26 protein-coding genes and 1 pseudogene are annotated in these 26,721 nt (G+C 38.6%); 12 read left to right on the top strand and 15 right to left on the bottom strand.

The features are described from left to right. Window positions 1-762 (bottom strand): annotated as a pseudogene (locus HT732_RS05610) (IS30 family transposase); the annotation flags it as partial. Window positions 763-1,305: 543 nt separating this feature from the next. Here HT732_RS05610 and HT732_RS05615 point away from each other — a divergent pair. The 3 genes from HT732_RS05615 to HT732_RS05625 are packed head-to-tail and all read left to right on the top strand — an operon-like array spanning window position 1,306 to window position 3,252. Then, window positions 1,306-1,584: a hypothetical protein gene (locus tag HT732_RS05615; RefSeq protein WP_173254266.1), complete on the top strand. Its 279-nt coding sequence runs from the start codon at window positions 1,306-1,308 to the stop codon at window positions 1,582-1,584. A 13-nt stretch (window positions 1,585-1,597) separates the two neighbouring features. Next, a complete protein-coding gene (locus HT732_RS05620; protein ID WP_173254267.1) occupies window positions 1,598-2,821 on the top strand; it encodes a hypothetical protein in 1,224 nt (407 codons plus the stop codon). Between the two features lie 17 nt (window positions 2,822-2,838). Further along, a complete protein-coding gene (locus HT732_RS05625) occupies window positions 2,839-3,252 on the top strand; it encodes a hypothetical protein (RefSeq protein WP_173254268.1) in 414 nt (137 codons plus the stop codon). Between the two features lie 223 nt (window positions 3,253-3,475). Here HT732_RS05625 and HT732_RS05630 read toward each other — a convergent pair whose 3' ends face one another. Then, window positions 3,476-3,802: a helix-turn-helix transcriptional regulator gene (locus HT732_RS05630; RefSeq protein WP_136937402.1), complete on the bottom strand. Its 327-nt coding sequence runs from the start codon at window positions 3,800-3,802 to the stop codon at window positions 3,476-3,478. 184 nt (window positions 3,803-3,986) lie between these two features. Between HT732_RS05630 and HT732_RS05635 the strand changes: the two genes are divergently transcribed. The 5 genes from HT732_RS05635 (at window position 3,987) to HT732_RS05655 (ending at window position 7,690) form a co-directional block, all read left to right on the top strand. Next, complete coding sequence (locus tag HT732_RS05635; RefSeq protein WP_173254269.1) at window positions 3,987-4,826, top strand: excalibur calcium-binding domain-containing protein; 840 nt, start codon at window positions 3,987-3,989, stop codon at window positions 4,824-4,826. Continuing rightward, window positions 4,819-5,256, top strand: a complete 438-nt coding sequence (locus HT732_RS05640) for a thioredoxin domain-containing protein (RefSeq protein WP_173254270.1) — start codon at window positions 4,819-4,821, stop codon at window positions 5,254-5,256. Before HT732_RS05635 ends, HT732_RS05640 begins: the two co-directional genes overlap by 8 nt. 3 nt (window positions 5,257-5,259) lie before the next feature. Next, on the top strand, window positions 5,260-5,655 hold the full coding sequence (locus HT732_RS10325) for a hypothetical protein (protein ID WP_001099576.1): 396 nt from the start codon (window positions 5,260-5,262) through the stop codon (window positions 5,653-5,655). Between the two features lie 3 nt (window positions 5,656-5,658). Then, window positions 5,659-6,444 (top strand): hypothetical protein, encoded by a 786-nt coding sequence (locus tag HT732_RS05650; RefSeq protein ID WP_173254271.1) that lies wholly within the window; start codon window positions 5,659-5,661, stop codon window positions 6,442-6,444. 154 nt (window positions 6,445-6,598) lie between these two features. Then, the gene (locus HT732_RS05655; RefSeq protein WP_173254272.1) at window positions 6,599-7,690 is read left to right on the top strand and encodes a DUF6287 domain-containing protein; all 1,092 of its coding nucleotides are present in this window, start codon (window positions 6,599-6,601) and stop codon (window positions 7,688-7,690) included. A 730-nt stretch (window positions 7,691-8,420) separates the two neighbouring features. Here the strand turns inward: HT732_RS05655 and HT732_RS05660 are convergent. After that, on the bottom strand, window positions 8,421-9,788 hold the full coding sequence (locus HT732_RS05660; RefSeq protein ID WP_173254273.1) for a VapE domain-containing protein: 1,368 nt from the start codon (window positions 9,786-9,788) through the stop codon (window positions 8,421-8,423). A 150-nt stretch (window positions 9,789-9,938) separates the two neighbouring features. After that, a complete protein-coding gene (locus tag HT732_RS05665; RefSeq protein ID WP_049499271.1) occupies window positions 9,939-10,235 on the bottom strand; it encodes a hypothetical protein in 297 nt (98 codons plus the stop codon). A gap of 172 nt (window positions 10,236-10,407) precedes the next feature. On the opposite strand from HT732_RS05665, the gene HT732_RS05670 reads away from it, so the two are divergent. Together HT732_RS05670 and HT732_RS05675 are read left to right on the top strand one after the other, a co-directional pair. After that, a complete protein-coding gene (locus HT732_RS05670; protein WP_049499273.1) occupies window positions 10,408-10,947 on the top strand; it encodes a helix-turn-helix transcriptional regulator in 540 nt (179 codons plus the stop codon). Window positions 10,948-11,001: 54 nt separating this feature from the next. Further along, a complete protein-coding gene (locus HT732_RS05675) occupies window positions 11,002-12,165 on the top strand; it encodes a tyrosine-type recombinase/integrase (RefSeq protein ID WP_173254274.1) in 1,164 nt (387 codons plus the stop codon). A gap of 95 nt (window positions 12,166-12,260) precedes the next feature. Here HT732_RS05675 and rpsD read toward each other — a convergent pair whose 3' ends face one another. The 9 genes from rpsD to HT732_RS05720 all read right to left on the bottom strand — a co-directional run bounded on the left by rpsD (window position 12,261) and on the right by HT732_RS05720 (window position 22,342). Continuing rightward, the gene (rpsD, locus tag HT732_RS05680; RefSeq protein WP_000092756.1) at window positions 12,261-12,872 is read right to left on the bottom strand and encodes a 30S ribosomal protein S4; all 612 of its coding nucleotides are present in this window, start codon (window positions 12,870-12,872) and stop codon (window positions 12,261-12,263) included. A 194-nt stretch (window positions 12,873-13,066) separates the two neighbouring features. Continuing rightward, window positions 13,067-14,119 carry a HAMP domain-containing sensor histidine kinase gene (locus tag HT732_RS05685; RefSeq protein WP_173254275.1) on the bottom strand — a complete coding sequence of 351 codons (1,053 nt, stop codon included), beginning with the start codon at window positions 14,117-14,119 and terminating at the stop codon, window positions 13,067-13,069. Continuing rightward, a complete protein-coding gene (locus HT732_RS05690; RefSeq protein WP_173254276.1) occupies window positions 14,116-14,814 on the bottom strand; it encodes a response regulator transcription factor in 699 nt (232 codons plus the stop codon). Before HT732_RS05690 ends, HT732_RS05685 begins: the two co-directional genes overlap by 4 nt. Window positions 14,815-14,937: 123 nt before the next feature. After that, complete coding sequence (locus HT732_RS05695) at window positions 14,938-16,755, bottom strand: fibronectin-binding SSURE repeat-containing protein (protein ID WP_173254277.1); 1,818 nt, start codon at window positions 16,753-16,755, stop codon at window positions 14,938-14,940. A gap of 115 nt (window positions 16,756-16,870) precedes the next feature. Next, the gene (locus tag HT732_RS05700; protein ID WP_023944044.1) at window positions 16,871-17,887 is read right to left on the bottom strand and encodes a glycosyltransferase family 2 protein; all 1,017 of its coding nucleotides are present in this window, start codon (window positions 17,885-17,887) and stop codon (window positions 16,871-16,873) included. Between the two features lie 155 nt (window positions 17,888-18,042). Continuing rightward, complete coding sequence (locus HT732_RS05705) at window positions 18,043-18,708, bottom strand: TrkA family potassium uptake protein (protein ID WP_001283905.1); 666 nt, start codon at window positions 18,706-18,708, stop codon at window positions 18,043-18,045. Between the two features lie 13 nt (window positions 18,709-18,721). Next, window positions 18,722-20,101 (bottom strand): potassium transporter TrkG, encoded by a 1,380-nt coding sequence (locus HT732_RS05710; RefSeq protein WP_173254278.1) that lies wholly within the window; start codon window positions 20,099-20,101, stop codon window positions 18,722-18,724. A 33-nt stretch (window positions 20,102-20,134) separates the two neighbouring features. Next, complete coding sequence (locus HT732_RS05715; RefSeq protein WP_173254279.1) at window positions 20,135-20,899, bottom strand: nucleoside phosphorylase; 765 nt, start codon at window positions 20,897-20,899, stop codon at window positions 20,135-20,137. Window positions 20,900-21,103: 204 nt separating this feature from the next. Beyond that, on the bottom strand, window positions 21,104-22,342 hold the full coding sequence (locus HT732_RS05720; protein WP_173254280.1) for a carbohydrate-binding domain-containing protein: 1,239 nt from the start codon (window positions 22,340-22,342) through the stop codon (window positions 21,104-21,106). Window positions 22,343-22,571: 229 nt separating this feature from the next. On the opposite strand from HT732_RS05720, the gene HT732_RS05725 reads away from it, so the two are divergent. Together HT732_RS05725 and HT732_RS05730 are read left to right on the top strand one after the other, a co-directional pair. After that, the gene (locus HT732_RS05725; RefSeq protein WP_173254281.1) at window positions 22,572-23,348 is read left to right on the top strand and encodes a polyphosphate polymerase domain-containing protein; all 777 of its coding nucleotides are present in this window, start codon (window positions 22,572-22,574) and stop codon (window positions 23,346-23,348) included. Continuing rightward, window positions 23,341-24,024, top strand: a complete 684-nt coding sequence (locus HT732_RS05730) for a DUF4956 domain-containing protein (protein ID WP_050391193.1) — start codon at window positions 23,341-23,343, stop codon at window positions 24,022-24,024. The genes HT732_RS05725 and HT732_RS05730 overlap by 8 nt, the downstream gene beginning before the upstream one ends. Before the next feature lie 259 nt (window positions 24,025-24,283). Here the strand turns inward: HT732_RS05730 and HT732_RS05735 are convergent, their stop codons facing one another. Beyond that, the gene (locus HT732_RS05735) at window positions 24,284-25,471 is read right to left on the bottom strand and encodes a CAP domain-containing protein (RefSeq protein WP_173254282.1); all 1,188 of its coding nucleotides are present in this window, start codon (window positions 25,469-25,471) and stop codon (window positions 24,284-24,286) included. 136 nt (window positions 25,472-25,607) lie between these two features. Then, window positions 25,608-26,645, bottom strand: coding sequence for an aldose epimerase family protein (locus HT732_RS05740; protein ID WP_173254283.1), 1,038 nt, complete (start codon window positions 26,643-26,645; stop codon window positions 25,608-25,610). Between the last annotated feature and the right edge of the window lie 76 nt (window positions 26,646-26,721).

Genomic DNA, 26,721 nt, shown 5'->3' on the forward strand with positions numbered 1-26,721 from the left:
CCCTTTCCCAAGAGGCATAGGGGTGCGCATAATAGATGTACTCCTCAGAAAATACATCAGACAAGCGGTTAAATTCTGTACCATTATCTGCTGTGATGGAAAGAATTTGATGTTGTTTTAAGATGAGTTTTAAAGCCTGATTGACCGACTCAGCGCTTTTATTTGGAATCAATCGGATAATCTGATGCCTACAGTTAAGACCAGTAAACAATAGTTTTTCGCTCTTGTAAGCAGAACCGTATCAATCTCATAATACCCATTCTCCAAGCGAAGATTGATAGCTTCAGGACGCTGTTCGATGGATTGACCAACAGGTTTAAAGTTGATGCTAGCCTGTTTCTTAACCGCTTTTCCTTTTCTAGGATAAAGCAGATTCTGTTTTGACAATCCTAATTTTCCATGATGGATCCAGTAGTAGATGGTAGAAATTCCCACGTTAACGCCCTTAGCCTTGACCATCATTTCAGACGAAAACTTTTGGTTATGATAGTGGAGAATCTTTTCCTTCAGCTCCTTGTTCAATCTTGATTTCTTGACCGAGCGCTTGCGATTATTTTCATAAGACTGTTGAGCATAGCCGGCAGAATAAACCGCTTTGAAGCGCCCTTTTCCAAGACATTGTCGGACTGTCTCACGCTTGATTTCAGTATGGATAGTTTGAGGAGCTTTTCCAAGTAGAGAAGCAATTTCTCTATTTGATTTTCCTTCTTTTTTCCATCGTTCGATTAAGGCTATCAAATGAAATCGAGGACTAGCTATCAGCTAGTTGAACCATCTAATTTTTAGGAAAGCTAGGTGGCTAACTTCATTATAGAACTTTCAAAAAAACAAAAAAAGCACTAAGGGAAAGCGCCCCAAAGTGCTTAATATCAAGGCTCTAAAGCCTATCTTATTCAATAAAATATTACAACATTTTGTTGTAGAATAGATTTAGTATAAATTACACTTTGTTATGCTTTATAAATGTTGATTCTGTAGTATTTTTAGAATTTACATATTAAATAAAATAGATTAAACTTTACTCCAAGGTGGACAAAAAGGAGTACAAATTTCATGGTGATGAGTTCAGTAGGCAAGTAAGAAGTACCGTTTAGGTGCTTTTTATTTTACCCTATTCATCTTATAGGTTAAGGGTATATATTTACATTTACTTTGGTTAAAAATTGTTAGAAAACATTAACTAATGTATATATAACTGTGATATAATTAGGGTAGTGTTTAACAATATTTTAAACATAAATATAAAACAGGAGACATTTTATGAATAAAAAGAAAATATTCGGGAGTTAGAGTGCAAAATAAATAATGTTAGTAAAGCTACAAAATACTAAGAAGGTGTTTCAAGTTCTTTTAGTAATCCTATCCTTCTTTTTGCTGTCAGGATATAGAAGCTCTCTAAACCGTATTGAAATTGGAGATGAAATCTATTTTTGGACTGTAGAACAGAATTTAGATACTGAAGAATTTGAATCTGTTAAGGTTACAGGAATAGTCTCACAGGTAGTTGAATATGAAGATTATTATATAGTGAGACTACAAGGAGATATAAGACCTTATCAGATAGATAAAGACAAATTTCACTGATAAAAGGTAAAGTATGAATAAAGGAAAAATTTTAAAGATAACTGAGAACACAGTGTACATAGGTTATGAAGATGGAAGTTTAAAGGAAATTCCTATTGAATCTTGTGACTTTGAACCTGCAATAAATGATTATGTAGAAGTATATGGTGATATTGTTATAAAAGTTGAAGGTAGTAATGAAAGTACCCCAGTTAAAAAATCAGAGTCTAAAAAAATTTCATTAGTTAGCAAGATAAACATATTTTCATCTATAGTTTTATTTCCTATCTCATTTAGTTTATTATATGATAGAGGAGTAATATTAGAAGCTACAATACTATCCCTTTGTGTAATTTCACTGTTACTGATTGTATTAAATCTGATACTTCTTATTATTTCATCTATTAAGAAGAATAAGGTTAATAAAAAAAGCTCTATAACGTATTTGATTATAGCTATTATAATTCTTATTTTATCAACTGTATATGTAAGTAATAATTTCAGTCCAAATTCAAAGAAGACTGTATCACAGAACACTTCTAAGTCTTCTACATCATCATCTAAGAATAGTTCTATAACTCAATCAAATGAAGATGATACTGAGAAAGCCACAGCTGATTTTAATAATTATTTAGAGAATAATTTAGGTGAAAAGATAGACTATAAAGGGGATATCACATTGATTAATGATGATGAAATTTATCTAGATACAGATAAAATCATTATTAATAATAAAAAATATGATTCCAAAGGATTTAAACATAGTCCTAAAATAAAGGCAGTTTATAAAGGGAAAGATATTTTTAGAGGTGGTCAATCTCTAGGTTTAAATGCAAAAGTTAAAAAGGAGTCAGGAAAACCACAACTTGAAATTTTTGATGTGTTCACAGTAGGGCAAACTTATGAACAATATATGCAAAAAGGGATAGAATTAAAAAGTAAATTTGAATTACGAGCAACTGTAAAAGAAGTTAATAAAATAAATAAGAGCGATAGCGATGTATTAACTTTATTGATTGTTGTAGAACCTCATTCAATTGATTTATTTGATGATGATAATGCACCATTCCAATTTGAAGATGGCAAAAAAATACACTTGGCTTTAACTGAGCAGACAGAAGAGGAATTTATTAAACAAAAAAGAGGGTTGAAATCAGGTGATGATATTAGAATTTATGGGATGTTAATGACAGATTCACTTGATTTGTTGTTAGCAAATCAAGGTGGTAGTTATTTAGACGTGAAAAGAACTAATTAGAAATAAGGTATGAGGTAATGAATACATATAAAGTTATTAAAATTGAAGGAACTCTAATCTATTTAGGTAAAGATGACGGAACTTTGCTAAAAGTTGAACAGACTTCTTTTAATTTTGTACCACAGCTAGGGGATATGGTAGAGGTATATCAATCTGAAGAAAACTATATCATAACTAAAAAGTCTAGTGAAGTTCCCACAGAACAGAAAAAAGAAGAAAAAGGATATTGGACAGTAAAAAGAATTAAGTCTGTTGCATGGTGTGGGGTTATTGCCATTTTGATATGGCACCCTGTTTTTGCTGTAATCCCTTCAGTAATGTATCGCCTTCTAAAAGAAAAAGGAGAGAAAGATAGTGCTACTTTGATATTAGGAGCAACAATATTTGCTCTACTCCTAGCAATAATCGTTAGAGTACTTCTAACGTTCTGATAAGAGGTAACACATTTTTTAAGGTAATAAATAAGCACTGGATACTTAGATTCAGTGCTTTCTTTTTTATTTTTATTTTTTAATTGACCTCTTCAACAAAGAAAAATCATTCTAAAATTTCTATCACTAAAATTACAACCTATACCTCATTCCTTATCTGAACAACGTAAGCGTCTACAATTGGATAGATTTAGTATAAATTACACTTTAGTACTTTTTATCACTAACTATCTTGGCTTAATTCAAGTATTTCCAGCACCTTATGAACAATCATCTTATGCTGTGGGTGTTTCTGAATCTTCAATAATAGTTCCATCATCTCTGTATCTTGTGCCACAGAATAAGGTAAGAAAAAATCACTCAATGGAACTTCCAAAGCATCAACAATCTTCACAAAAGTTTCCAAAGAGATATTTCTGTGACTATTCTCTATTTGACTGATATAAGGAACACTTAGATTTGTTCTTTCTGCTAATTCTTGCTGTGTAATCTTCTTTGAAACTCGTAAATCTCGTATCTGATTACTTATAGTTTCTAATATATCATCCATTCCTTCACCCTCTATGTTAAATCTACTATCTATCTTATAGATTAAACAATCAGGTTTACATTCTCTATAGTTTAATATTAAACAGAAACATATTCTATTGTTAAAGTTTGTGTGATATAATTATAACTATTAGGAAATATTTATTTTATTTCATTAAATAAAGTTAAACATTTGGAGGTTATATATGCTTAAAAAGCTTAAGGAATTAAGCAAAGAACAAAAGATTATAGGTGGTATTGTACTATTGCTTATCCTCATTTTGTTCTTCACACTACTAACTAGCGGTAGTACTAAACACTCACAAGCTCAAACCAAGGCTAGTGATTCTGTCAAACAGTCTTCACAAGTTAAACAGTCTAGTTCATCTTCCTCTACTTCATCATCTAGTAGTGAAACTAGCTCTAAAATAGAGAAATGGTCTCCAACTGGACATATAGCTGTAGATGCTTATCTAAATACACCACAAATTAAAATCATACTGCGAGCCAAAGCACTGAGAGAGGTAGCACACAAACTCTCTAACACAGATAAACTCTACGAAGTTGAAGCTGAGGTAATTGGGATTGAAGAAAAAGATGAATACCGTGAGTACAACATAACAGGTAAGAAACTTCTTATCCGTACACCTGAATCACTAGCTGTAAAAATAAATGAACTTATGGTCTATACAGGAAATACAGTATCTTTAGAAAAATATGATTCAATCAGTAAAGGCTCGTTAGTAATTAGCGAAGTGAGAAAAACAGAAAAACAACAAGAAGAGGAAAAAGCAAGTATTGAAGCCTCCAAATCAAAAGAGGAGGAAAGGAAAGCATCTTCGCGAGAAAAAGAGCAAGAACAAGCTTCATCTCACACCACAACCACTCCTACACAAGCGTCTACATCTGCTCCACAATCAAATTTAAGACCGTTCAAAAACTGTAAGGAAGCACGCAAAGCAGGACGTGTAAACATACCTGCTAGTGACCCACAATACGGTCCATGGTTAGATAGGGACAAAGACGGATACGGATGTGATGAATAGTAAAAAAGTTCTTATTCTACTGTCACTACTACTTATTCTAATTGTCACATTCACAGCATACTTAACCATTCAGTCACAAACAGACTACCAAATAGCCGTAAACAGACTCCAAAAGATAAGTATAGAGACGGTAGAACAGAAAATACAACATCAAGAGAGCTTTTACCTATACACAGGTAGAGAAGGTTGCCCATACTGTCAAAAATTTGCTCCAAAACTAGCAAAAGCAGTCGATAAAACTAAGAGAACTGTGTATTACTTGGATAGTGAGCATATCGACAAGTCTAGTTGGAATAACTTTAAAAAAACAGTAGGATTCAAAACAATACCCAATCTCACTTACTTCACAAATGGTACAGCATATGACAGATTACCGAATGCAAGTCAAGCTAGTGTTGAAGTGATTGAATCATTTATAAGAAAGGAATAAATAATGAATACATACAAAATACTTAAAGACAATATTGAAACAATTTATCTAGGTAAGGCTGATGGTAGCCTTCTAGAGATAGAAAGAAAATACTTTGACTTCCTTCCAGAGGTCGGAGAAGAGGTTGAAGTTTTTGGCAATGATGGAAACTACATCATTACTAGAAAACTCATAATAAATTCAGATACTCCCGATAACACTAAAACGTTGAAAATATGGGGATGGATTTGCACAGCAACCTCTCTTCTCTTCTTTCCTTTTATTTTTGGAGTAATAGGTATTGTTTTAGGATATCTCATCAGAAGCAGAGGGGATAAAGAACAAGGAACTGTTATAATGATTTGTGCAACTGGTGCTATGATTTTTGGAATGTGGTTAGGAGCCATTGTATGGGGGTAAATAATGAATAAAGGAAAAATTATTAAAATAATTGAAGATACTGCTTACATAGGTTATGAAGATGGCAGTTTGAAGGAAATTGGCATTAAAGATTGTGACTTTGAACCTGCAATAGGTGATTACGTCGAGGTTTATGGTGATATTGTTATAAAGGTTGAAAGTAGCACAGTTAAAAAGCATAACTCTATAAAAACATCATTCTCAAGTAAGATAAAACCTATTTTAATAGCTCTTATAGTTATTGTTTTGTCGGTTAGTGCATATTTTATAATGAGTAAAATAACTACATCACAGAATATCTCTAGTTCTTCTAAGTCCTCTGCGTTGTCATCTAAGAATAAATCTAACTCTTCTTCATCTCAAGAAAGTAGCTCTAGTTCCACAAAATCTTCGATATCAGGAAATATTCCTAAGAATTTATTGACAATAGACTATGAAGAAAGGACAGATAAGCAGAAATATTCCTCGTCATTTGACTATGATAAATGGATTCATGATGAATTTCCTCGCTATCTAAAACTACATGTTAGAGGAGAAGTTGTACAAATTCTCAAAGACCAAGATGATAAAGGTATTTTGATACAAATAGTTCTAAATGAAATAGGTCGTCCAGGACTTGGTGAGCCTGTTTCTGTGTTTATTCCGAGTGATTACTTGTCAGATATCATAGTAGAAGGTGATAAATTAGATTTGTATGGGAAAACTTATGGAGTTAAGCAGTATTCGTCAGGTGATTCTGTAGTAATGCGACCATTTATGATTGCTTATTTCTATGAAAGAGATAAATAGGAGAGATTATGAATACAATAAGAAAGTCATAGCTGAAGATGACCATATAACATTGCACAGACTAGTAAAAGGGAGGCAAATTTATGAAACAATCTTCAAAGAAACAAAAACACTGCCTCTCATGGTTGCCTATATGTACGAAAACTAATACTACATGAAAAATAAAAGACATAACCAAATTATTCACGTTTCAGATACACATATTATCATTCGACTCCACACAAATGAGACTCTAAATGTTCCTATCAATGAGTTAACTTTTAATCCTAAAGTAAACGATATTGTTAAAGTTTACCAAAATCAGAATCACGTAGTAGTTTGTCCTCTACCACAGAGCAACAAGCTTTGGATTCTTATAACCTCAATTACACTTCTACTTCTTACCATTATAGGAGCTACTTTTTTATTCTTTAAACATCTAAATGAAAATATAGAAACAGTAGATAGTCACTCTTCACAACAAATCTCATCTACTACTTCTAGTTCCTCTGCATCATCCAGCACATCTACCACAAGCTCTAGCTCAACTGAAGATAGTATAATAGACACGACAGCCGAAGAGCTTCGAGACATGGAAAATGATGGTAGGTTAAAAACTGGTCAACTATACCGCTTCACAGCAGAACTAACACGCCAAAAATTTTGGGAAGCATACGTAGGACATTTTAAAGCTCTAGAAACATACCATACTATTTGGGTAAAAGCTAGTAATGCTCCTATAACTGGTGTACAAGTACAAATTAAGAAATCTATGATTGAAGGATGGCAAGAAGGAGCAACCGCTACTTTCACAGTCAGAATCATGGAAGACTCTGAAAAATTTCAATTCTGGGTTGCTACTGATGCCACACTTATCACGACTCCCACAGAAGAAAAACACACAGAAAATACAACACAAGAAATTGATACACAGGCTATTCTTCATGGAGACTACTCTAGCATAGCTGGCACTTGGAGGAATAAGCTAGGACATGAAATAGTGTTTAATAGGAATGGTTTAGTAAAAGGAGGACAGATAAGTAAAGCAGGGATTTCAAACGAAGGAGTTATAGGATTTGATGTCAGAACAGGACCTACAGGATACGGAATAGGCATTTATCCTCCTGGTATAAGTATCCCCTTTAAACGTTTTGAAAATAATCGTTTGATATCAGTTGAAGATAAATCTGATAAAACAAAAATTAGAATTATAGCTGGACAAAATGCTCCAGATAAATCCGAACAAGTTTTTTATAAAACAGACTAAATCACAATTGACTCTACTTATAAGATATACCTTAACATCTGAAAATCCCTGCAATTACTCATTGCAGGGATTTTGTATATCCTTTATATCACATGAACCTCCTTCAGACAATTCCACACTACTAACACATTTTTGATATAGAGAGTTAATCGGTGAATAGCAAAATTTACATAAATTCATTACTATTCTATTTTTTAATCGACCCTTAGAAATCCCATTATCACGCGCATTACTAACCACAGACACAGAGAGAGAAATTGATACTATTGTACAGAAAAAACTGATATCTGAATCAAGTCAACACTACAAAAGTATGAAATTCTATAATGTAAAACCTCTTTAAATAGCTATTTTCATTCTCTATTTTATCTCACAAGCATACGCCTTTATGCCGTGAAAGCAAATTGACAGTAAGTAGGCACAAAGTACGCTAAGAACGTCTCAGACGAAAGGCTTTAGTTTTTCGGATGGACAGTTCAGTTGTACGAGAGTGCCTTGTTTCTTGCTGTCAATTAGACCATGGAATAAATTAGGCGTATTTGGTACTTAACAAAGTGTTTCACTCCTTTGCCTTCGCTCATGGCGGACTAGTCGTTCATACTTTGTAGTAATGTAGCAAGACATTTCTCTACTTACCCTTATTATATAATTCTAACTATTTTTACAAGAATAATACTACAATACTACAAAAGGAGTAAATAACTAGTGTTATAGCCACTTTTGCCTGTAGTTACTCTGTAGCTTCTAGACGTTCATAGACACGTGTTGGACTACATGTGCTACAAGGTCGCTTGTTCTGCACAGCTATAAAATCCTCACGATGGTCCAGTACATCACGAATTTTTGAAGCTTGTTTACTACTTCGTCCTCTACCAGTGTTTTCATCAAACAGTATGTAAGCTAGTTCACTTGTGTAAGTAACAGTCACTAAGCCTGATTCCTTTGCATCCCAATACTCTCGTGTTTCTTTCTCATATCCCTTCCACATACGGTAGTATTTCCTCTTCTCAGATAGAGTATAATATCTCCATTTATCAGGTACAATAAACTCATCCAAGAACTCATTTATTAACTCTTTTTCCACATCTTCTTCTTTGAAATCAAATTGTATCTCTTCCAATTTTTCTGAAGTCGTTCTACTTGGAAACATAATTTCATTTGTTTCAAATAGTATTTTAGCTTCAGCAAGAACTTGCAAGAAGTAATTATCAGAAACATCCATTGGATGCTCCTCCACAACATATTCCCCACAGTTCAAAGGATAGAATCTTCTTTCAACTCCAAAATCACTGAGAAATGCTTTAGAATTTCCAGTTGCAATAAACACATTATGTCTTAGTTGTCGTTTGTGTGTTTTATATAATTCCCTACACATATCGTATGAAGCACTAAGGAATCCCTTAACTCTATTTATATCACTCTGCTTTAGTCCCTGTAATTCTGGAATTTCTACAACACATACATATTTAAGCATCCTATAATCTTCTTGTGTTTTCCCAAATGAAATAGGAGTATCAGTAAAAGCATCAGGCAATAAACGACGAGCTACTGTACTTTTTCCTATCCCTTGTGGACCAATCAAGACAGGTACATTATCAAATTTGATACCTGGTTTATATACACGTCCAATTAGACCTGTCAAAAACATCTGGGATACCTCACGTGTGTATATACTATCCTCACACCCTAACAGTTTATGAAAGAAGTATTTCACACGAGGTACTCCATCCCAGTCAACACTTTCAATTCGCTCCTTTACAGGATTAAATATCCGTCTACGTGCCACTTCTAAAACAGCATCTTCAATATAATCCTTTTTAGGAGTAAAGTGAAACTGTTTATCAATATATACCGAAAACAAAGAAGTGTCTTCGCTATCCCATTCTCCTTTCAGAGTTTCCCAAGGCGTCTTATCTAGTTTTTCAACTGCTCCTGTGAACTCATTGTAACCTAATAATGTCATCTTAGATTCAAATGATTCTAAGATAAGCACTACGTTTTGAGGTGAACTGACAGGTTTCCCTGAATTATTGAGATTAAATTTAGGCATATCAAGAACTTTATCCTCTGTCTCCTGCTTTTTAAAAATGATTGTCATAAGCAACTCCTTCTGGTAGTAACATAATTACACTATATAGCATAATTGATAGCAATTGAATCAAAGATTCAACATGGTTATAAATTCCTATGTATTTCAAGAAATCATAGAATTTTTCAATTGTGTTTATTTTCTTTTCATACAATGTATTCACTCCTTATTAGTAATTGAAAGAAACTTCATAACATCTGATTTCTTATAGAAAACTTTGCGAGTTCCTTCTATTGGTGGACAGTATCGGGTTAACCCCAAACGCTCCCATTCATGCAGAGTTACTAAACTAATACCTAGTTCTTTGATTAACTCTTTCTGTTGTATCAAGCCAAACGAGTCACTATGAGGTGAAAGCATTGCATGTGATAGATAATCATTTATTAAATGCTCAATCCTCTCCAATAATGCTAGTTCTGCTTCCTTAGATAATATCCCTTGTGGTATACTATACATATATCTCCTTTCTTTCCTATTTGTGCACAACTATCCTCTCATAACTATTACAGCTTACCTACTTAACTAAGTTAATTAACTTAGGTTATGTTTTGCATTTTATCAGTTTTTTATTTACATGTCAAGAGTTTTATGCTAAAATGTTACTAAAGTTATTAAACGGAGGTTAAAAATGATAGGAGAATATCTTAAAAAATGCCGTACAGAAGGCGATGTAACTACTAAGAGCCTTGCTGAAGACCTAAAAGTATCACAGTCTTATATCTCACAAATTGAAAATGGGAAAAAGATTCCCAGTTTAACTAAACTCATTGATATTACTGAAAGCATTGCTTCACTCTCTATAAAAGAAAAATGCGAACAAGATGGATTAGAGTTCGATGAATACTGCATTGAATATAAAACATTGGCTAGCACTTATATTGGTGATATAATCAAAAATATCAACATGAATTCAGTTCATAACGATAAAGAGAAGCAACTTTTAAAAGATTTAATTGAATTAAGAAATGATAAATCCATATTCTCAAAGTTAAAAACATACAAAGATATTAGCCACGATATTATCAATGGAGAAAATATTAAAATTAACCTTGATTATATCTTTAGAAAGAATGTAAAAATAACTATTGATGGTCAAGCACTCACAACTGAAGACTTAACTGCTCTACAAATACTAATTGAAGGTATTCGTTCTAGACACAAATCATAATAACTTTTTCATAACCTTTTACAGCTTGCCTACTGATGTTAGAAAGGTTAAGAAATGAAAATAGCAGAAATCAAGAAACAAAACGGTGACACTGTATATCGTGCAAAAGTATACTTAGGAGTAGATAAACTCACAGGAAAAAAAATAAAGGCTAATCTGACAGCTAGAACTAAAACTGAATTGAAGAAAAAAGCTCAATTAGCTAAAGCCGAATTCCAAAATAATGGCTTCACTAAAAAGGAAACAGTCTCACTAACAAGCTATGAAGAAGTAGCTCAATTATGGTGGGAAAGTTATCAACACACAGTAAAACCAAATACACAAGATTCAGTAAAACGACTACTAGCTAACCATGTGATTCCTCTATTTGGTTCTTATAGGTTAGATAAGTTAACCACTCCAACTATCCAACGCATTGTTAATCAACTAGCTCTACGTGCTAACAAAAGAGAAGAGGGCGCATTTCTACACTATGATAAAATTCACGCGCTAAATAAACGTATCCTACAATATGCTGTGACAATGCAGATTATTGATATAAATCCAGCTCGTGAAGTTATTCTTCCTCGTAAAATAAAAAAGGGTAGAAACAAAGTCAAGCACTTTAATAACTTAGAGTTAAAGCAATTTCTCAGTTATTTGGAAGAGGCTAACCTAGCAATATATAGAAATATCTATGAAATTACTTTGTATAAGTTTCTTCTTGCTACTGGTTGCCGTATTAATGAAGCCTTAGCTCTACACTGGTCAGATATTGACCTACATAATGCAACTGTGAATATTACAAAAACACTAAACCATTTAGGTGAGATTAACAGCCCAAAGTCGGAGGCAAGTTATCGTACAATTGATATTGACCCACAAACTATAGAGGTCTTAAAAATGTATCAAAAAAGGCAAAGGCAAGAAGCTTGGAAACTTGGTCGGACCGAAACTGTTGTCTTCTCAGATTTTATTCATAAATACCCAAGCAATAAAACACTATCAACTCGTTTAAACACACGTTTCAAACATGCTGGTGTACCTAATATTGGATTCCATGGTTTTAGACACACACACGCTAGTCTTTTGCTAAACTCTGGAATACCGTATAAAGAATTGCAACACCGTCTAGGTCATTCTACACTAGCTATGACTATGGACACTTACAGTCATCTCTCCAAAGAAAAAGCAAAAACAGCCGTCTCATTTTATGAGAAAGCTGTAAGTTCTTTGTAAAGGGGGACAAAAAGGGGGACAAACCCAGAAATCAACCTTTTAAGACAAAGCAAAAAGCCCACTGTTGTAGGCTTTCTGTAAGATATATCTTAAAATTAAAGCATTTTGTTGTAGAATTCAACGACAAGTGCTTCGTTGATTTCTGGGTTGATTTCGTCGCGTTCTGGCAAGCGAGTCAATGAACCTTCCAATTTTTCAGCGTCGAATGATACGAATGCTGGACGTCCAAGAGTAGCTTCTACTGCTTCAAGAATAGCTGGAACTTTCAATGATTTCTCACGAACTGAGATCACTTGACCTGGAGTTACGCGGTATGATGGGATATCAACGCGTTTTCCGTCAACAAGGATGTGACCGTGGTTTACGAATTGACGAGCTTGACGACGAGTAGTCGCAAGACCAAGACGGTAAACAACGTTATCCAAACGACGTTCCAAAAGAAGCATGAAGTTGAAACCTAGGATTCCGCCTTTGATTTTTGTAGCTTGTACGAACAAGTTACGGAATTGTTTTTCACCTACACCGTAAGTGAAACGAAGTTTTTGTTTTTCAGCCAATTGCAAACCGTATTCTGACAATTTAGAACGGTTGTTTGGTCCGTGTTGTCCTGGTACGTAGTTACGACGTGCCAATTCTTTACCTGTACCTGTAAGTGAAAGGCCAAGGCGACGAGCTTGTTTCCAAGATGGTCCTGTATAACGTGACATGTGAATGTCCTCCTGATATAAATAATATTTCGGTGGAAATAGTCACTTAGAAAGCCCTGATTCGTGCAGATGCCCTTCGCCTAAACAGCCAAGGTTACTTATCATAAGACACCTGTTGACGAGCTTCATGCTTTCCTGCTGATATTTCACACAAAATCCATTCTACCATGAATAGCTGGATTTGTAAAGGGGTTTTAAGCTTTATTTTCACTGCCAGAGAGAGTGAGAAGGAGGGTAAAGGTGCTTCCTAGGCCGTACTGACTGCTGACTGTGATTTCCCCACCCAATTGGTGGGCCAATTCACGCGCAATCGCAAGTCCTAAGCCATGACCACCTGTTTTCATGTTACGCGAAGTTTCTACACGATAAAGGCGTTTGAAAATATTCTCCAAATCCTCTGAGGCAATCCCCTGTCCCTCATCGGTCACACTGATTGAAAGCTGGTTATTTTCCAGCTTAGCCACCACTTCCAGTTTGGTTCCTGGTGCTGAGTATTTAAAAGCATTATTGACCAGATTCACCAAGATACGAGAAAGTTTGGCATAATCTCCCTCAATCCGGGCAGACTCTGGGATTACCTGCAAATGGACATCTCGCTCTTCCTGCTCAATCAAGAATTGAAATTCACTCATGCACTCAATCAAGAGCTGATCCAAAAAAATGCTGTCTTTGCTGGTCGTTTCGACCTGATTTCTAGCTGTGTTTAGGGTCAAAAAATTCAACTCCTCAACCAGTTTATTGAGTCTTTCCGTCTGACGCCCAATGGTTGCTAGATAATGGTCCTGTTCTCCTTCCTTGATAACCCCATCCAAAATCCCTTCTACCGTCGCTTGGATCGAAGTAATGGGAGTCTTGATATCATGCGATAGCTGGGCAATCATCAAGCCCTTTTCTCGTTCGCTTTCTTCCAAGGAATCAAAGGTCGCCTGCAAATCATGGGACATTTCATTGAAAGCTTGGCCTAATTGTTGAAATTCTACAGGTCCTTGAACCTCCAGACTTGATGGAAAGTCCTTGTCCGCTACCCGCTTGGCATGTTCCTTGAGTTTGCCCAATGAAGTAAATACAGGCGATAGGAGAAAGAGACTAATCCCAGCACCGATAAAACTAGCCACGAAAGTCATACCCACTAGGAAATAAATTTCTCTTTCTTCAATTAGCATTCGCTGGATAGCCCAAAAGACCACGATAATCGTTAGGAGTGTTGAAATGACATACCCCACTAAAATATAACTTTTTAGTTTCATTGACTACCTCGTGCTTTCTCAATTTTGTAGCCCAAGCCCCAAACGGTTTTGATGGTTGGTGTTTGGTCACTACTATATTTTGCCAACTCCTGTCGAAGAGCATGGATATGCACATTCAAGGTATTGGTGTCATCCACGTAGTCTTCTTGCCAGACCTTTTCATAGAGGTCTGTCTTAGAGAAAACCCGCTCTGGATTGCTTGCTAAAAGCCATAGAAGTTCGAAGGATTTGACGGTCAAATCAAGCGCCACATCTCCGACTTGGACCTCATGACTACCGTGATTCATCCGTAAATCCCCGAGACTGACGACTTCTGTCTCACCTCCACGATGAAGGCGACGTAAGATATTGTGGACCCGCAAAACCAGCTCACGAGGGCTAAAGGGCTTGGCAATAAAGTCATCTGCCCCCAAGCTCAGACCGTAAATCTTGTCCTGCTCACTGGTCTTAGCCGTAATAAATAGAAAAGGCTGATCCGGAGATTGATACTGGACTTCGCTAATCAAGTCATAACCATCCATCCGAGGCATCATGATATCTGTAATAATCAAATCAATCGCTTTTCGCTTGAAGATTTCTAAGGCCTCTCCCCCATCATGAGCTACCAAAACCTGATATCCTGCCTGAACCAGATAACGTTGATGAATATCTGTGATTTCTACCTCGTCGTCAACGAGTAAAATTGTCTTTCCCATCTGTCTCTCCTTTGAAAAAAACAGTGCTATACCACAATAGTATAACACTATTTTTATCTCTTTACGAACATTCTAATCGATATCTGGATTTTTCAAATCCTAGATAGAAAGTCTGTAGCTAGACTAGTCATTTTCCTCTTTTTTAGCTTTCAAATCGAGGCCACCTAGCAGGCCAGCCAAAGCTAATCCAAAGAATCCAAGAGTAGCCATTGATGTTTGAGCTTCACCAGTATATGGAAGCATGTCTTTTTGCTCTTTCATTTGAGCAGCCATCATTGGACTTGATACCTTGTTATTAGATGCCACCTTTCCTTCATCAGACATTTTGCTTGAAGTTGCTGCGACTTGGTCTTGTTTCATACTTGAAGTTGCCATAGACTGGCTAGCATTCATGGTTTTGTCCTGCTCTTTGTTAGGCATCATCTTATCCTGACTAGCAGCTGGCATTTTAGATTTCATCTCATCTTGATTGGCACTAGGCATTTGAGCGTTCATCTTAGATGCATCTTGATGACTATTCATCATTGGAGCCGGCATAGCTGAACCATTAGAAGATGGGACGAAACCTGACTGCATCGGAATCAGAGACTGATGTCCATGCAAGTTCACTGTCAAATCTTTTGTCGCTACGAGATTGCTCAAATCTGCCTTGCCATCTTTGGCACCGTATACCTTGATAGTTGCCTTGTAGCTTTGAGTGCCGTTTTGTTTCAAGAGGTCTAGAAGTTCTTTATCTGATTTGCCTTGAGTTCCTGCCAAGTCTACTTCGTAGAAGTAAAGGCCTTTGCCCAATTTTTCTACTGGTGGGAGAGCAGGATTTTTAGCTGAACCATTGTCTGACCATGGAGCCTTGTCGGATGCTTTCAAGATAAGGCGAGTTAACATACCGTCTCCGGCGAAGAATTCATATGGAATGACTTGGTTGACGCCGGCTGTGAATGGACCTGGGAAGTTGGATTTGTCCAAGTAAGAAGCCGGAACATCTACTGTATCTTTGGTGTTGTCGGCCACGCCTTTTTGTACTTCAGCTGGGGTAGTTAAACCATTCAAGTTGACATCCAATTCTTTGGTTGCTACGAGATTGCTCAAATCTGCCTTGCCGTCTTTCGCACCGTAAACTTTGATGGTAGCTTTATAGCTTTGAGTGCCGTTTTGTTTCAAAAGGTCAAGAAGCTCTTTATCTGATTTACCTTGAGTGCCGGCCAAATCCACTTCATAGAAATAGAGGCCTTTGCCCAATTTCTCTACTGGTGGAAGAGCTGGATTTTTGGCTGAACCGTTGTCTGACCATGGGGCTTTGTCTGAGGCTTTCAAGATAAGGCGTGTTAACATACCGTCACCAGCAAAGAATTCGTATGGAATAACTTGGTTGACGCCAGCTGTGAACGGTCCAGGGAAATTAGCTTTGTCTAGGTAAGTGGCTGGAACATCTACTGTGTCTTTGGTATTGTCAGCCACACCTTTTTGAACTTCAGCTGGAGTAGTTGCTGGTTGAGCCTCACTTGCTTCACGGTCTTGTCCAGAAACTGTAGGCGCAGGATTTGTCGCAGGTTTAAGCGCATCTCCTGTTTCTTTCTTAGATTCTGGTTTTGCTTGTACTTCTTCTTTTGGCGCTACCACTTGGTCTTTATCAGCTATACTCACTTTTTCTGGAGAGCTTGTAGTATCCAAGCTTACTTTGGGTGCTGAGTCTGCCTGTTCTAAAGGAAGAGCTGTATCGACTGCTTCTTTGAGAAGTTCTGCTGGCAAGTCGCTCTTTTCACTTGCAGAATCTGCGTCTGGCACTACTTGAGCAGGGGTTGGATTGACTACATCGGCACGCACCGAACTTGGTTGACCAACTAGGACAAAGAAGCCACTAGCCACAACAACTGAGGCAACACCGACACTAAGACGGCGAATAGACCAACGAGTATATCTTTGATTTGGATTGAATTTCATAGGATTCTCCTTAGAGTTTTTCTTTATTTGATGACTCTAGTATAATCTCCTAAAATTAAGAAGGACTAAGAAAAAGTTAAAATTTTTCTTAAATCCCTCTTATAAAATACTTATATTAATTAAATCCATAAACAGATTTGGTGATTTGATAGACAACATTAGAAAGTTTGCGGGCTGGCAAGACTGAATGTTTGGTCAAACGACTGAGCATGGTCTTGCGAATGGCCTGAAAGACCTCTGGATTTTCCTGCTGAATATAGGTCCACAGCTCCCGTTTTTTGGCAAGATGCTCTGCTGTGCCTGCTCGATTGAGCAAGGCACTGGAAATAACCGTCGTGATTTCAATGTGATTCAGCAGATATTCTCGCATTTTAGGGTGGCTTACTTTAGATAAATCAAGCTGGTCTACTAAAAGACGATTAACCTTGAGTTGCTGGTCAATGCGCTTAATCATCACTTGCTCATTGACAGACTGGTCCTCACGCCCAATCAAATAACGATAGAAATCAACAGGCAGATAGTACATGGTCTTGACCTGCTGAAGGGGGGTAAAGACAAAGAGATTATCGACATAAAAAGTATGCTCAGGCAGTTGGAACTGGCTCGCTCGCAACAAATCTGTCCGGTAAATCAGCGAGTGCATCATGATATACTGGCCTTTGGAGAAATTTCCGACCTGGTCCCAGCCAAAAATCTGCTGGACAGGCAAGACTGACTCGTAACTCATACTCTTCTTACGAGACTGTCCTTCCTTTTCATATACAAAATTGGTCACAAAGGCGTCAACTTCCTGCCCTTCACTCTCTAGTTCCTGCAAGGTTTCCAAAATTTTCAGGTAAGCACGAGGATCTACCCAGTCATCACTATCAACTACTTTAAAATAGCGCCCAGAAGCCTCTGCCAAGCCACGATTGACCGCACCGCCATGGCCTTTATTTTCCTGATAGATGGCTCTAACGATGTTAGGATACTTGCTAGCTAAACGCTCAGCGATTTCCTGAGTCTGGTCCTGAGACCCATCATTGATAATCAAAATCTCAACTTGCTCACCACCAATCACTAGCGACTCCACACAGTAATGAAGATAGGCTGCGGCATTATAGCTAGGGATGGCGATAGACAATAACTTCATAATCTACTCCTTTAGGGGACTGATTTTTTCTTACTCTCTTGTCACTTCTTTCTATTCTACCATAAAGTCCAGTTTTTGAAGGACTTTTACTAGAATACAAGGGTTGCTATCTCTATTTGCTATCTTGGACATCAAAAAAGAGGGTTTTCCCCTCCTTAAGAATTTAATTCTGCCAAGTCATCTAGATACTGGTTGTTAATGACCGCCAAGATATAGGCATCTGCTTTCAAGAGGTCATTAGGACCAAACTGGACATCTAGCGGTGAATTTTCTTGTTCACGAAATCCTAGGACATTGAGATTATATTTGCCACGTAAATCTAGCTGGCTCAGGCTTTGACCTGCCCAAACACTCGGAATTTTCATCTCCACGATAGACACATTTTTGTCCAGCTGAAAGACATCAACATTGTTATGAAAGAGAATGGTCTGCGCTAGAGACTGCCCCATTTCATACTCAGGTGAAATCACCGAGTCAGCACCAATTTTTTCTAGCACCTTCTTAGCTGTCTGGCTTTTGACCTTGGCAATAACCCTTGGTACCCCTAGACTCTTACAATGCATGACTGCAAGCACACTCGACTCTAGATTTTCCCCTGTTGCCACTACAACCGTATCACAGGTATCAATTCCTGCCGTTCTGAGGAGTTCCTCGTCTGTAATATCGCCCACAACTCCACGCGCCAAAACTGGCTCAAATTGATTGATATGCTCGGCGTGGTCGTCAATGGCAATGATATTCATATCTTGCTTGGCTAGGGCCGTCAGGACACTACTCCCGAAAATCCCCAAACCTAAAATTCCAATCGTACGATCTGACATCATTCTTCCTTTCTTATCCAATACTAATATCTGCTTTCATATACTGAATCAAATCTTTCTTATCAGGCTGGTAATCCGCTAGACTAACCAGCAAGGTCAAGGGACCGATACGGCCGATAAACATGAGCACCATGACAATGCTGAGGGCTAGCTTGCCCAATTCTGGTGTCAGATTTGCCGTTACCCCAACTGTCGCAAGGGCGGAAATGGTCTCAAACATGAGGTAGATAAATCGCGGTGTTCCTTCTGCTGTAATTCCCAACAACATCAAGCCCAACAAGAAGGTCATCAAAAAGATAATGAAGACACTAAAGGATTTTTGGACTGTACGAGCCTCAATGGTTCTCTGGGCAACATTGGCATGAGGCAAGCCCAGCAATTCACTACGCGCAAAGACCAATAAGACAAAGAAAGTCGTAATCTTGAGCCCCCCAGCCGTCCCTCCAGGCGCCCCTCCGAGAAACATCTGTAGGATATAGATAAACAAGGTCACAGGCCGAGCTTGGGTATAGTCAATAGAAGCAAAGCCGGCCGTTCTCATGCTGACGGTTTGGAAAAAGCTGACTAGCACTTTCTCTGGAACACTGAGATTACCAATCGTTCCTGGATTGTGCCACTCCGTAAAGAGTGTGGATACTGTCCCAAATAGCAAAATTCCTGCAGTCAAGAAGAGGACCAACTTGGTGTGGAAACGCAGACGGCGTTTTTTCTTCTTGTCAAACTGGGTTGCCAAGTCAAACCAGACCATAAAGCCGAGACCACCTGTGATAATCAAGCCAGAAATGACCAGATTAATCAAGGGATCCGTCTGAAAAGCCACTAAACTGCTACTGCCGAAATTATCAAAACCAGCATTACAAAAGGCTGAAATAGCTAAAAAGATAGAAGTAAAAATGCCTCGTCCCCAGCCGAACTCAGGAATAAAACGGAAACTTAGTAGAAAGGCACCCAAGCCCTCCACCAGAAAAGTCGTCAAAAAGATGGACCGCATAAAGGCCTTCAGCGACCGAGTTTCCCCGTAACTAAAACTCTCCTGAATGGTTTCACGACTGCGAAGACTAAGCTTTTGCTTCCCCTGAATATAAAAGACCCCGATAAAGGTCATGAGCCCCAAGCCACCAATCTGTATCAAGAGCATACAAATCAACTGACCCCAGACATTATAGGTAGTAGCCACTGGTTGCGTAAAAAGGCCAGTCACACAGACCATGGAAACCGTCGTAAAGAGATGGTCAAAATAAGTGGCCTGAGAACCACTTGCCTGAACAAAAGGCAAACTCAAAAGAAGAGAGCCTATAAAAATAACTCCAGCGAAACTTAAAAAGATGCGACGAGCTGGCGAAAGTCCGCCCAAGGCCCTTTCAAGTTTTTTCACAAATAATTTGAATAACATACATCCATTGTACCATAAAAAGTAGGAGAGTAGCTATATCTGAAAGGCTATCTCAAGGCAGAGTTCCAAGGCCTTCTCGAAAGCTTCTGAACCCCAGTCACGACTATCGTACTGGTCCAAGTCTGCTAAGGAATCAGCTGTAAACAACAATTCTCCCCAGAGAACCCCACGCAGTTGGGCTACTGCCGCAAGCGCAGAACACTCCATCTCCACAACAGCACAGCCTTCTTCCTTGCGATAGGCAACCTTTTCAGCTGTCTCTCGATAAAAACCGTCTGTCGTCCAGGTCATGACTTCTTCATAGGGAATCCCTCTGGCTTCCAACACTCGCTCAATAGCAGTAATAGCCTCTGGCTGAATTTCCATATAACGAGAAGGTGCCACATAGTGATAACTAGCTCCTTCATCTCGCAGAGCGCGAACAGGGACCAGAAAGGCATTTTCTTCTATATCAGCCAGCACACCACAGGTTCCAGTGGAAATAATCTGCTCCACACCATAGCCAATCAACCAATCCATAAACTGGGCTGCTGGAGCTGAACCGACAGGAGCCTGAGCCAGACAGACCTCCTTGCCTTTGTAGTTCACGACATAGATTGGATAGGACTTGGTGGTAGAAACGAATTCACCGACACAGTCCGCCCCTACTTCCCTCGCATAGCGGTCAATCTCCTCACCTAAAAAGGCATAGACACACTTCTTAGGCAACTGCAAATCCAACCCCTCGTGATTGGGCATGATAACCGCCTGAGGATTGTCATCAAACTCTAAAATGGGAATCGCATGCTTCTGAATCATAGCCTACCTCCTCTAATTTTGTACTATTGTATCAAAAATTGACGGAGTGTCAAGGAGGGACTGATGACTTGAGTCAGTAAACAAAGACGGGTAGCCTAACAATTGTAACTTTGAAAGCTACAATTGTAAAATCACTCGTAATATATCAATCTATCATCGATATAAAAAGGATAACATTTCTCTTAGAAAGCTATCCTTTTCTATTTATCCTCGTCCGCCAGGGGCTGGACCGCCGCCTTGAGGACCTCCATTCGGACCTCCGCCTCCAGGCATAGAATTGACAATATCTGTTTGTTTTTCGCCGTTGATGTAAATATCCCCACCTGTATAGGTTGCTGTTCCATCAAAGTCAAAGCCTGATTGTCCTATCAATTTAATAGTTCCGCCTGTGACCGTGATATTCCCGTTTGAGTCAATCGGATCTGTGTCCCCTTGACCGACTTCAACAGTTAGATTGCCACCTGTCATGGTAAAGTAAATATCACTTTGCTGGGCATTTTTATTAGCTGCATTGACTCCATCATCTGTCGAGTAGACATTGATATCACCACCATTGATTGTAATGCCTTTTCCTTCAATTCCTTCAGTCGAATTCTTGACTGTGTAAGTACCGCTATCAATCACTAGGTTGCCAGAAGCGTGAATGCCATCATCCCCTGCTGTGACTGTTATGGTATTGTTAGCTAAATACATATTTCCGACAGTCATATCGTCATCATTATCAACTTTAACACCATCTTCCTTGGCATCGATGGTCATGGTCGCACCAGTGACATTAAGTTCATCATTGACATTAAAGGCATCGCCAACCGATGTGATGTTAAAAGTTCCACCTGTGATGTGAAGCGTATCATTTGCCTTGATAGCTTTGCTTTTCTTGCCATCTACAGTAAGAGTACCTGAGCCATTGATGGTCAAATCAACCTTTGAAAAGAGAGCGGCATTTGCCTTTTCATCACTGTTAGAGCTTGAGTCAGAGAGACTGTTGGTAGTTCCCTCTGCCAGAGTCAGGTAGACATGACCGGCTGATGTCGCAGAAATCGCTGCATTTGTATTAGTCATGGTCGCACCTTTTAGGACTAGATGAACATCTGCTGACTTATCTGCCTCTACCTTGATCTGCACTCCGTCAGACTGACCTGAAATCACATAGGTACCTGCTTTTGAGATGGTCACCGTTGAGCCAGAAACTGTCACACCGTCTCCAGAGACACTGGCAGATGAGCCTGATAACTCAATCTTCGAAGCTGTGCTTTCATCATAAGAAGTGTCGTAGTCCTTTTCTGTAAAGTAAGAAGATTGACTGTTTTTAGTTGAAGTTGTGATAGCAGTAGTATCTGCCGCTGCAGTTGTACTTGACTTGGTAGCTGACTGTCCACAAGCTGTCATCAAGGTCAGAGCTGTTAAACTGGTTAAGATTAGAGTCCATTTTTTTGATTTCATACCTTTTTCCTCGCCTTCATTTAGCTTGACCTTAGTTTACAGGGTAAGTCTGAAAAAAATCTAAACTTTTTCTGAAAGTTTTCTTAAGTTCAGTTTCAGTTAAGTTATCTTTAACAAAAGTTTTAGGAAAATTCCATAGACTAATCACAAGCAAGTTCAACTTGCCCAGACACACCTATCTTCTAATAAGATAGTGTATTAAAATAGTTTGATAAAGGAGACATGATTTATGAAACCAATTGAAACAAGCTTTAAACGAATTGAAACCAAATATGTCATTGCCAAGAGCGACTTGGCTAATTTAATAGAGGACTTAAAAATATACCTCGTCGAGGATGATTATCCAACTTCGACCATTTCCAACATCTACTTTGATACAGAGCAATTTGATATGATTCAGAAGGATGGCCAAGGTACTAAGCGCAAAGAAAAGATTCGGATGCGAACCTATCTCAGTCAAGTCCAGCCTGATAGTCAGGTATTTTTAGAAATCAAATCTAAGGACAAAGCTGGTGTCGGACGAAAACATCGTCTCTTATCGACTCCCCAGTCTATCACCCAGTTTATGACCAAGGGACAGCTAGATAGCAGTATCAAGGACCGAATGATGATTGAAAAAATTCAGCAACTCCAAGAGGAATATCAGCAAGCCATTATCCCTCGTATGTATATCTACTACGACCGCTTTTCTCTCAAGGAAAAGAAAGAAATTAGTGGATTTCCCTACAATAAAATTCGTGTCACCATTGACCAAAATCTAACCTATCGTGATGAGAATGTCAGTTTATTTTCAGGAAAGGACGGTTTTCCTCTACTAAACGAGGACATTGTCATCATGGAAATTAAAGCTCCAGGTAGAAAACCCCAATGGCTACAAGATATTCTCGACCAATATGGACTGGTAGAGCAGAAATTTTCAAAATACAGCTGCGCCTACCACAAGTCTCAGGGGCTGGACTATAGCCCACGATCAAGCACAGAAAGTGTAGGTACTACTTATGTCTAATCTTTTCAACTCTATCTTCAACGACACAACTGCTACTGCCAATCCCATCCAGCTCTTTCTGGCTCTCTTAGTCAGCCTGATTTTAGGTTTGGCGCTGACCTGGGCTTACAAACACCGTACCCTCTATACACGGGAATTTGCTGTTAGTTTGACCCTACTCCCCTGCTTGATGACCTTGGTCATCTTTCTGGTAAATGGCAGCCTAGGAACCTCTATCGCCGTTGCAGGAACTTTTAGCCTCATTCGTTTCCGTTCAGCCACTAGTGGTTCGAGAGAGCTAATTGCTATCTTTCTTGCCATGATTATCGGGCTAGCAGCAGGGACAGGCTACCTAGCTCTAGCGGTTCTCTTCACTGTCTTTATCTTAGCAGTATGGCTTCTTTTAGAGAAACAACAAAGCAAGAGCAATCACCAACGTCGCAGACTATTAACCATCACAATTGCCAACCAAGAAAAGCAACTCCAAACTATCCAATCTGGGCTATCACAATTCTGTACCGAGTTAGACCTCATCTCGATTGATACCAGCAATGATGGAGAACAAGTCACCACTGTCTACGAAGTGGATTTCAAGGCTCAAACCGATGATTTTCAAGTCATCCATTACCTCACTAAAGAACAAGATACTTACCAGGTTTCCCTGACTAAGAATGCCAAGAAGAGAAAGAATTTGTAGATTAGAATCTCTAAAAGAAACTGGATAAACACTCAATGTGAGAAGAAAAATCATAAGCGCAATCTATGACAAAGGCATGATAGCAACGTTTTTAAACACTTACTATCATGCTTTTATTGTGGGAAAATTTATACTCTTCTAAAATCAGTCCACTATCCAAACTACAAAAGAGGTCAATGTTCGCCATCAACCTCTTTCTTATCGTTCATTTTTTTGCTAAGTAAGATGAATACTTTACCTATGGCCTGACATTTTCAGCCTAGTTTACCCATTCACCATTACCATTTACACGGTAACCATCTGGTGTTGTTGTGCTCACTGCCAAAGCTCCAGAACCGTAGGCATAGTACCAGTGTTGACCTACTTTAAACCAACCCGTCTTCATGATCCCTTCTTCATCAAGGTAATACCAGGTACCATTTTCCTTGTACCAGCCTGTTTTCATAGCTCCTGAGCCATCAAAGTAGAACCATCTGCTACCATCTGTTCCCCAGCCTGTAAACATAGCGCCTGAGTTACTTAGATAATACACCGATCCGTCAACTTCTACAAATCCAGTCTGCATGACACCTAGGTCATTCAAGTAGTACCATTGACCACCTGTTTTCAACCAGCCTGTCTTCACATCACCAGACTCATAAAAATACCACTTGCCATTAGACTGCACCCAGCCAGACTGATCAGACGTAGATTTTCTGAAATCTTTCAGCGGTGTTTCTACAACTATGGCTTTACTTTTAACTGTTGAAAGGTTTGAGGCAGTCACTTCTGTGTACTGAACAGCAGAACCATATCCACCAGCCAATTCCTCCGAAGAAGTCGTAGTTCCTAGAGCCAGAGCAACCGTTGCTGCCTTCTGAGGACTAGCTGCATTTTTAAAAGCAGCAAGACCCACATGGGTAAATTTAGGGTTAATCAAGTTCTCATAATAAGATGAAAATTCTTTTGATGTTTTATCTTTCTTTTTCGCCACATATTGCACCTTTTCAGCATGCCAGTTTTCAATTGCTTTTAGAAATCCATCAGGATTCAAATCTAAAGCTTCTCCACTTAGGCTATTACCAGATGGAAAGGCAGTCCAGTTGTTTTTGCTGGAAAGACGTTCAGCCTTCAGCGCAACAGATACCTCAGCAGCGCGTACAAAAGCCGTTTTCTCATGGTCAACTGACCATTTGACAGGAACATACTTATCTACCAAACCTTCGTCGGCTGCTTCTTTACGAATTTTATTGATAGCATCTAAAATAGATTGTTGATGAGGAGCCACAAATTCTCCTTTGATTCCAACCAAAACATTGCCACTAGAAGGTTTTAGCACCTCTGAGGTCAATACATTGCCATCAGCAGATTGTGTTGCAACCAGTCTGTCATTCGCAAAAACATCATTTGTCAAAACTGCTCCTGCCAAGGTCAAGGCTAAGGCGCTAGCAAATACAATTTTCTTCATCTTTTTCTCCTTTTATCCTCTAGATAGGACAGGTATTTTCACTATTAAATTATATCATATTCCCCTACTATTTGCCCATTTCTACCGATGTCATGAAGTAAATAAAACTCACCCCGAAAAGTATAATCTTCATCCTTTATTTCACAACAAGTTCATAACGTGTCTTACTTGTGAAGGTTTGACCGGCTTTGAGGATGACTTGGTCTCTGAGGTCACTGTGAATGGCATCTGGTAAAGCTTGCGCTTCAAGGGCAATCCCATTGTGCTGCACCATTGGCTGACCTCCTATGATGACACTTTCATCCACAAAGTTTGCTGTGTAGACTACGAAGCAAGGGGCCTCTGTCTTGAAAAGTAGAAAGCGACCTGAGTTTTGGTCATAAAGGAAACCAGCATTATCATGATCCACAGGAAGAGCAAATGGATGATCCAAACCAGATACCAGCTGGATTTGCTCATCTTCTTCTGCAAAGATGTCTTTCAACAAGGCACCATTGTAGATGTGTTTGGCCACATCACGAGTAGTCTCTGGAGTTTTGGCAGGAACACCGTCGGGAGCGATTGGGTAAATGCCCTCTGTGTTTAGTTGGAAGACATGGCGGTCAATCGTCTGCGTGAAATCACCAGACAAGTTGAAATAGCTGTGGTTGGTTGGATTGACCAGCGTATCCTGATCAGTTGTTACCTTGTAGCTAATTTCGTAGGCACCAGTTTCTTCCAAGTGATAACTAATCCAAATCTTGAGATCTCCAGGAAATCCTCCTGTCCCATCTGTACGCTCTGTGTAGAGGATCAAGCCATGGTCACTCACTTCAACTAGTTCAAACAAACTCGAATCCCAACCAGTTGAACCACTGTGGTTACAGTTGCTAGCATTGTTGACTTCAAGGTCATAGTTCTTGCCATTAAGCTCAAAGGTCGCACCTGCAATACGGCCGGCCACAGGACCTACGCTAGCTCCATGCTTGGGGCTATTGCCTACATAGCTATCAAAATCATCAAAACCTAAGATAACATTGGCAAAGTTTCCAGCCTTGTCAGGTGTGACATAGCGCAAGATGGTCGCACCATAAGTCATAACCTCAAGTTGGTAGCCACTGTCAGTTTCAAATTGATAGGCCAATACATCCTTGCCCTCATGATTTCCAAATACACGCTCTGTGTATGCTTTCATTCTCTTCTCCTTTTACTATTTCTCTCAAGCAAACAAACCATAGAAAGCGCCTTGACAATCTATGGTTTACTTGTAT

This window comes from Streptococcus sp. 5346 (genome assembly GCF_013277455.1).
GTDB lineage: Bacteria > Bacillota > Bacilli > Lactobacillales > Streptococcaceae > Streptococcus.

What these genes read in the sequence shown, in the direction of transcription:
- HT732_RS05615 (WP_173254266.1), top strand. Translation starts at nt 1,306, where the DNA reads ATGTTAGTAAAGCTACAAAATACTAAGAAGGTGTTTCAAGTTCTTTTA.
- HT732_RS05620 (WP_173254267.1), top strand. Translation starts at nt 1,598, where the DNA reads ATGAATAAAGGAAAAATTTTAAAGATAACTGAGAACACAGTGTACATA.
- HT732_RS05625 (WP_173254268.1), top strand. Translation starts at nt 2,839, where the DNA reads ATGAATACATATAAAGTTATTAAAATTGAAGGAACTCTAATCTATTTA.
- HT732_RS05630 (WP_136937402.1), bottom strand. Translation starts at nt 3,802, where the DNA reads ATGGATGATATATTAGAAACTATAAGTAATCAGATACGAGATTTACGA.
- HT732_RS05635 (WP_173254269.1), top strand. Translation starts at nt 3,987, where the DNA reads ATGCTTAAAAAGCTTAAGGAATTAAGCAAAGAACAAAAGATTATAGGT.
- HT732_RS05640 (WP_173254270.1), top strand. Translation starts at nt 4,819, where the DNA reads ATGAATAGTAAAAAAGTTCTTATTCTACTGTCACTACTACTTATTCTA.
- HT732_RS10325 (WP_001099576.1), top strand. Translation starts at nt 5,260, where the DNA reads ATGAATACATACAAAATACTTAAAGACAATATTGAAACAATTTATCTA.
- HT732_RS05650 (WP_173254271.1), top strand. Translation starts at nt 5,659, where the DNA reads ATGAATAAAGGAAAAATTATTAAAATAATTGAAGATACTGCTTACATA.
- HT732_RS05655 (WP_173254272.1), top strand. Translation starts at nt 6,599, where the DNA reads ATGAAAAATAAAAGACATAACCAAATTATTCACGTTTCAGATACACAT.
- HT732_RS05660 (WP_173254273.1), bottom strand. Translation starts at nt 9,788, where the DNA reads ATGACAATCATTTTTAAAAAGCAGGAGACAGAGGATAAAGTTCTTGAT.
- HT732_RS05665 (WP_049499271.1), bottom strand. Translation starts at nt 10,235, where the DNA reads ATGTATAGTATACCACAAGGGATATTATCTAAGGAAGCAGAACTAGCA.
- HT732_RS05670 (WP_049499273.1), top strand. Translation starts at nt 10,408, where the DNA reads ATGATAGGAGAATATCTTAAAAAATGCCGTACAGAAGGCGATGTAACT.
- HT732_RS05675 (WP_173254274.1), top strand. Translation starts at nt 11,002, where the DNA reads ATGAAAATAGCAGAAATCAAGAAACAAAACGGTGACACTGTATATCGT.
- rpsD (WP_000092756.1), bottom strand. Translation starts at nt 12,872, where the DNA reads ATGTCACGTTATACAGGACCATCTTGGAAACAAGCTCGTCGCCTTGGC.
- HT732_RS05685 (WP_173254275.1), bottom strand. Translation starts at nt 14,119, where the DNA reads ATGAAACTAAAAAGTTATATTTTAGTGGGGTATGTCATTTCAACACTC.
- HT732_RS05690 (WP_173254276.1), bottom strand. Translation starts at nt 14,814, where the DNA reads ATGGGAAAGACAATTTTACTCGTTGACGACGAGGTAGAAATCACAGAT.
- HT732_RS05695 (WP_173254277.1), bottom strand. Translation starts at nt 16,755, where the DNA reads ATGAAATTCAATCCAAATCAAAGATATACTCGTTGGTCTATTCGCCGT.
- HT732_RS05700 (WP_023944044.1), bottom strand. Translation starts at nt 17,887, where the DNA reads ATGAAGTTATTGTCTATCGCCATCCCTAGCTATAATGCCGCAGCCTAT.
- HT732_RS05705 (WP_001283905.1), bottom strand. Translation starts at nt 18,708, where the DNA reads ATGTCAGATCGTACGATTGGAATTTTAGGTTTGGGGATTTTCGGGAGT.
- HT732_RS05710 (WP_173254278.1), bottom strand. Translation starts at nt 20,101, where the DNA reads ATGTTATTCAAATTATTTGTGAAAAAACTTGAAAGGGCCTTGGGCGGA.
- HT732_RS05715 (WP_173254279.1), bottom strand. Translation starts at nt 20,899, where the DNA reads ATGATTCAGAAGCATGCGATTCCCATTTTAGAGTTTGATGACAATCCT.
- HT732_RS05720 (WP_173254280.1), bottom strand. Translation starts at nt 22,342, where the DNA reads ATGAAATCAAAAAAATGGACTCTAATCTTAACCAGTTTAACAGCTCTG.
- HT732_RS05725 (WP_173254281.1), top strand. Translation starts at nt 22,572, where the DNA reads ATGAAACCAATTGAAACAAGCTTTAAACGAATTGAAACCAAATATGTC.
- HT732_RS05730 (WP_050391193.1), top strand. Translation starts at nt 23,341, where the DNA reads ATGTCTAATCTTTTCAACTCTATCTTCAACGACACAACTGCTACTGCC.
- HT732_RS05735 (WP_173254282.1), bottom strand. Translation starts at nt 25,471, where the DNA reads ATGAAGAAAATTGTATTTGCTAGCGCCTTAGCCTTGACCTTGGCAGGA.
- HT732_RS05740 (WP_173254283.1), bottom strand. Translation starts at nt 26,645, where the DNA reads ATGAAAGCATACACAGAGCGTGTATTTGGAAATCATGAGGGCAAGGAT.